The organism is Streptomyces chiangmaiensis (assembly GCF_036281785.1).
Taxonomy (GTDB): domain Bacteria; phylum Actinomycetota; class Actinomycetes; order Streptomycetales; family Streptomycetaceae; genus Streptomyces; species Streptomyces chiangmaiensis.
Genome location: NZ_JAYWVC010000369.1, coordinates 1 through 4,657 on the forward strand (window position 1 = coordinate 1; position 4,657 = coordinate 4,657).

Consider the following 4,657-nt stretch of genomic DNA (forward strand, 5'->3'; position numbering starts at 1 on the left):
GTCTGTTTGCCCAGCTCGCGACAATGTAGATATTGCAGCAACGCTGCGGCTGTCGCTCTGGGTGGCGTCCTCCGTAGGATCGCAGCATGCCAGCCGACGAACGCGTGACCAGGTCTTCGTTTTCCGACCGCATCCAGCCGATTTTCACTCCTCGCGCGATGCCGCTCCTTCCGCGCCGGATCTGGTCGGATGAGGACTGGAGGCGCATTCAGCTCGGTTACTACTCGCGAGACATGGACGAGAAGTGGGATGTCTTCGCTGAGGATGATGTCGTCTTCCTGCACCGAAGCTGGACGGGCAACGGGGTCTTCGAAGCGACCTTCGCCCCGGCCGATGGCGGTGGTTGGCAGATCGCCGAGGCCGTGGCGGAACGCGACCCGGAGCGCTATCGCAGCGACGACGACGAGTATGACTGCCTGATGCTTGAGCTGGTGCTCAGCGGGATCGTGCTCGGCGAGCCAGCACAAGAACTCCGCAGGAAATTCATGGAGTTGGTTCGAAAGAGGTCGGGGAAGGCGGATGTTCCTCCTGGGCTCGTGCAGCACAGCGCCCTGGGTCTGCGTTCGGATTCGTAGATCGCCGCTTGTCGATCAGCTGAGCTGAAGGTTCTCAGCCCAACCTCGGTGGGTGAGCTCGCGCCGAAGGTCGAGGTTCTCGCCGTGGGCCTGTTCCAGTGCATCCCGCAGAGCCTCGACTTCCTGGCGATGCTGCTTCTTCAACCGGGTGATCTGGCTCGTCAGCGCGAGGACGAGAGTGCTCTCGGTGTCTGCGAGGGGAGTCGGTGCGGGGACCGGACGTGCTTGGGCCCGCAGACGTTCGATGCGCCTCCGCAGGTCGGGGTGGTTATAGAGGAAGGCGTGGGAGACGCCGGCCTCCCTCTTGGCCTGGGACTTCGCCTTCGCGGCGGTGGCGAGGGTCTGGGTGCGCTTGACGCGGGCGTCGGTCATAGCCGGGTCCTTCGGTGACGGTCGAGATCGAGAGCGAGCGGGACAGGCGCGGTGGGGGCAGTGCCGCAACCAGCGCCTTGGACCGGGCACCCGGGCTTTGAGCGGATGGTGTCCAGCAGTTTCGTCAGGGCCGCATGTTCGGCCCGTCGTTGCAGGAGCCAGACGTTGTCCTCGGGCATCGGACGGCCGTGTCGCTCCCGGAAGCCGGTGGTGGCGCGGTCGATCAGGGCCGCCGTCTCGGCCAGCCGTTCCAGGGCGGGCTGGTGGGTGGCGTCGGTGACGAAGACGGAGCAGGTCAGGCAGGCGTTTCCCTTGTCGCAGGTCTGCAGCGGAGGCAGCAGGCACCAGCCGTGGGGCAGGAACCGGTCGGCGCGGTTGAACAGGTGGAGACTGTCGTGGTCGTCGCGGGAGAAGACAACCTGGGTGCCGTCCACCCTCAGCTTCGCGGTGGCCAGGAATGCCTGCTCGGCGTGTTTCTGGCGGGCGGCGACGTAGTGCATGGTCATCGGCGGGGTGGCATGCCCGGCATAGCGCATCAACACGTGGACGGGCAGGCCGAGTTCGGCGAGCCGGGTCAGCTTGGTGTGGCGGACGCGGTGGGTGTGGCTCAGTCCGACGGGCTTGCTCTTGCTGTCGGTAATCTTCACGATCTTGCTGAACTCGCGGAGTATCCAGTTGTAGGTGCCCGATGGGTAGGCCTTGTCGCCCTGGCGGTTGCCGGATCGCTGCATGAACAGGTGGCGTGGGGTGATGCCGGGGAAGTGCTCGCGAATCCAGTGCCGTTGTTCCTCGATGACCGCGACGACCTCGGCGTCGACGAGGATGTTGTCCGGCGCGATGTCGACCTTGCTCTGTGCGTAGTGGAAGCGGGCGATCTGTTCGCCCTCGGCGGCGTCGACGGCCCGGTCGGGGACCGGGGAGAGGCAGTCGAACCGGCTGGTGCGGATCTCGCTGTACCGCCGTCCTCAGTGGCATCCGGATGCCCCAGATGAACTCAATCATGGAACGGTGGGTGCAGGCCTGCCGCCGAGAACTGCTCGACCGCACACTGATCTGGGACCAGCGCCATCTCCTGTACGCCCTGCGCGAGTTCGAGTCCTTCTACAACGAGCACAGGCGCATCAGGGCCTCGCGAACGCCTGCCCTCTCCGTCCGCTACCCGCTCCGATCGGTGATCCAGAGCGGATCGCGCGCCTCGACATACGACGACGCCCGCGACTCGGCGGCACCCTGAACGAGTACGCGCATGCGGCCTGACCAGCCTGGATGAGGTGTTCGGCAAGCTCAGGGTCGCTGGATGAGCTGCACGCGCCTGAATGGCAGGACGTGCACGAGCGCGGTGCTGTCGCGGAGTTGCGTTCCCAGGTGGCCGCGGTCCAGAAGGAGAACGCTCCTGACTGGACTGCTTGTACCGACCGCCCACCCGGTACGTGCTCCTGTTCCAGCAACTCCACGCAGCTCAGGCCGTCGAGCCGCTCCTCCAGCCGCCCTGCCCGCTCCTGCTGTTGAACGGCGGGCCGTCGGCCACGAGGCACCCACGGGCCGCCGAGCTGGTGCTCCCTACTGCCAGGCCCCGACCAGGTCCTCCGGTCCCCAGTACGCGGCCAATGGCAGACCGCTACTGACGCCGCTGCGGGAGACCGCGACCAGCGGCGTATCCGGGTCGGCACCGGGCACGGCGAGCATGTCCCGCACCAAGGCGTCGTACTCGTGCCGCCCGAACGGGCGGTCCTCCAGCCATTTGATCGAGCCCAGGAAGTGCACCATGCCGGCCACGGGCTCACGGTCTGCGCCCACCAGATCGATCTCCGGGTTGTTCTGCCGGTTCCACCAACCGCCCACCGCCTCGGTCGCAGGCCAGCGGTCATCGGGCAGCAGCCGCTCCAGCGAGGCGCGGATCAGCGGTTCCACGGCCCGCCCTCGCCAGGTGGTCCAGGAGCGCTCTACGCGCTCCAGCGCCAAGTCTCCCCGGCCGCGCTCGATGAGCGGAATCCCGCGCTGCAGGAAGGCGAGCCAGAACCGCAGGTAGGGATCGGCGATGCGGTAGCGCTTGTTCTTGCTGTCCGGCTTCGCGGACAGCGGCAGGTCGGTGGCGATCACCCGCTTGGCCTGCAGGGTATTGAGGAGGGGGGACAGCGTCCCCGACGGCAGCGCCCCCGCACCGCCGGCCTGCGCCGCGATCGTCGAGAAGGTGCGCTCGCCGCTGCCCACCGCCTCCAGCACCGCCCGCGAGTGCGACGCCTCGGGGAACTCCCCCAGTAGCGTGAGCTCACCGGCCACCAGCAGCGGGGAGAGCGGATTGGCCACCGCCTCGCGTAGGAAGTCCCCACGCGTCATGCCCGGCCTCCACGACTGAACGATCTCCGGGAACCCGCCGGTGATCAGCAGCGCATCCACCGCCTCTGCCGCGCCCAGCCGGGTCATCTCCTGCACGTCGGCCAGGTGCAGCGGCTGTACGGTCATCTTGGCCGCCCGCCCGAAGAACGGCCGACCGTGTGACTGCAGTGCCTCCATCACCGACATGTCGCTGCCCACCAGTACCAGCAGCACCGGCTTGCCGGACAGGTGCCGGTCCCAGATGGTCTGCAGTGCCCCCTCGAATTCCCCATCCTGCTCCACCAACCACGGCACCTCGTCGATCACCGCGATGCTTGGAGCATCGTCTGGCAGGGCCACCGCCAGCTGCCGCAGTGCCTGGTTCCAGTCCGCCGCCTGCAGCCCCGCCACCAGTTCCGCACCGGCCAGCGGCGACTGGCCGACGGCGGCTGCGAAGTCCGTCCGCTCGGCTACCGGGTTCCGGCCCCGCGTCGCCTGGAACACCACGTACGGGAGCCCGGAGCGGTCGCAGAACTCCTGCACCAGCCGTGACTTCCCCACCCGCCGCCGGCCCGTCATGATCACAGCCCGCCCCCGCGTGGCCCCCGTACCCTCCGCCACCGCCTCCAGCTGCCGCGCGAGCAGCTTCAGGTCGGCCGCTCTGCCCTTGAACTCCATCGCCACCCCACTCCGAGAAACATAGATTTCATCTTACGTAGATTGAATTTTACTTAGGACAGCCTACCTCGGTTCGGATGGGTACTGAACCGCGACCATGCGGCCCGGCTCCCTCACCCGGCCAAGCGCGGCACCAGCCGCGCCCGCCCTTCCACCGCCACTCACGCACAGACCCCGCAGGTCAGCCTGCACGGATGACCAGTCATGCCGTTCGGCTCCTGCCGTGCCACTAACCTGCGGTCAGCCTCGCCTAGGCAGCGTCGCAGGTCAGCAGCGCGTAGTCGTTCGTCGACGGCGCTCGTGGTGGTGCGTCCCCGGGCACTGAGAAAACCGAGCCGGGAAACCTCTCTCGGGCTGAGGAAGACCCAGGTCGTCGTGGCTGCGGTGGTCGGTGTGTGTTAAGCGCGAAGTAGCGCAAGGCTGCGAACTCGGCTTCGATCTGAGAGCCTCGTGGCGGCCGTCACAGATGGCGCGTGTGGCGGCGGCGATGCTGGGGTGTCCAGGGACTTGGACGATGGTTCGCAGCCGGTCGGGTGGGGGACGCGGTCCCAGCGGTCGGCGAGAGCGGCGACGAGCGCCAGGCCGGGCCCGCCGGTCGGAGTGGATCGGGTCGGCGTCCGCCGGGGGATGCCGTGGGCACAGGTCCCCGTGGGCGTCGCTGATCTCGATGCGGAGGCAGCGTCTCGAAAGCATCGCTGAACCCACCTTTGCGGGCG

The 4,657-nt window shown here is 67.8% G+C and carries 5 protein-coding genes and 1 pseudogene; 3 read left to right on the forward strand and 3 right to left on the reverse strand.

Annotated elements, in window-relative coordinates:
* Window positions 1-158 precede the first annotated feature (158 nt).
* The gene (locus VXC91_RS42590) at window positions 159-575 is read left to right on the forward strand and encodes a hypothetical protein (RefSeq protein ID WP_329512724.1); all 417 of its coding nucleotides are present in this window, start codon (window positions 159-161) and stop codon (window positions 573-575) included.
* 15 nt (window positions 576-590) lie between these two features.
* Here the strand turns inward: VXC91_RS42590 and VXC91_RS42595 are convergent, their stop codons facing one another.
* Window positions 591-947 carry a hypothetical protein gene (locus VXC91_RS42595; protein WP_329512721.1) on the reverse strand — a complete coding sequence of 119 codons (357 nt, stop codon included), beginning with the start codon at window positions 945-947 and terminating at the stop codon, window positions 591-593.
* The gene (locus VXC91_RS42600) at window positions 944-1,678 is read right to left on the reverse strand and encodes a tyrosine-type recombinase/integrase (protein WP_329512722.1); all 735 of its coding nucleotides are present in this window, start codon (window positions 1,676-1,678) and stop codon (window positions 944-946) included. Before VXC91_RS42600 ends, VXC91_RS42595 begins: the two co-directional genes overlap by 4 nt.
* Before the next feature lie 6 nt (window positions 1,679-1,684).
* On the opposite strand from VXC91_RS42600, the gene VXC91_RS42605 reads away from it, so the two are divergent.
* The gene (locus VXC91_RS42605; RefSeq protein ID WP_329512725.1) at window positions 1,685-1,939 is read left to right on the forward strand and encodes a hypothetical protein; all 255 of its coding nucleotides are present in this window, start codon (window positions 1,685-1,687) and stop codon (window positions 1,937-1,939) included.
* Window positions 1,909-2,204: pseudogene (locus tag VXC91_RS42610) on the forward strand (integrase core domain-containing protein); the annotation flags it as partial. The gene VXC91_RS42605 and the pseudogene VXC91_RS42610, both read left to right, overlap by 31 nt.
* A 303-nt stretch (window positions 2,205-2,507) precedes the next feature.
* Here the strand turns inward: VXC91_RS42610 and VXC91_RS42615 are convergent.
* Window positions 2,508-3,941 (reverse strand): ATP-binding protein, encoded by a 1,434-nt coding sequence (locus VXC91_RS42615; RefSeq protein ID WP_329512723.1) that lies wholly within the window; start codon window positions 3,939-3,941, stop codon window positions 2,508-2,510.
* Window positions 3,942-4,657 lie beyond the last annotated feature (716 nt).

Bases quoted from the DNA above. Each gene is read 5' to 3' on its own strand.
- VXC91_RS42590 (WP_329512724.1), top strand. From the start codon at position 159: ATGCCGCTCCTTCCGCGCCGGATCTGGTCGGATGAGGACTGGAGGCGC.
- VXC91_RS42595 (WP_329512721.1), bottom strand. From the start codon at position 947: ATGACCGACGCCCGCGTCAAGCGCACCCAGACCCTCGCCACCGCCGCG.
- VXC91_RS42600 (WP_329512722.1), bottom strand. From the start codon at position 1,678: ATGCAGCGATCCGGCAACCGCCAGGGCGACAAGGCCTACCCATCGGGC.
- VXC91_RS42615 (WP_329512723.1), bottom strand. From the start codon at position 3,941: ATGGAGTTCAAGGGCAGAGCGGCCGACCTGAAGCTGCTCGCGCGGCAG.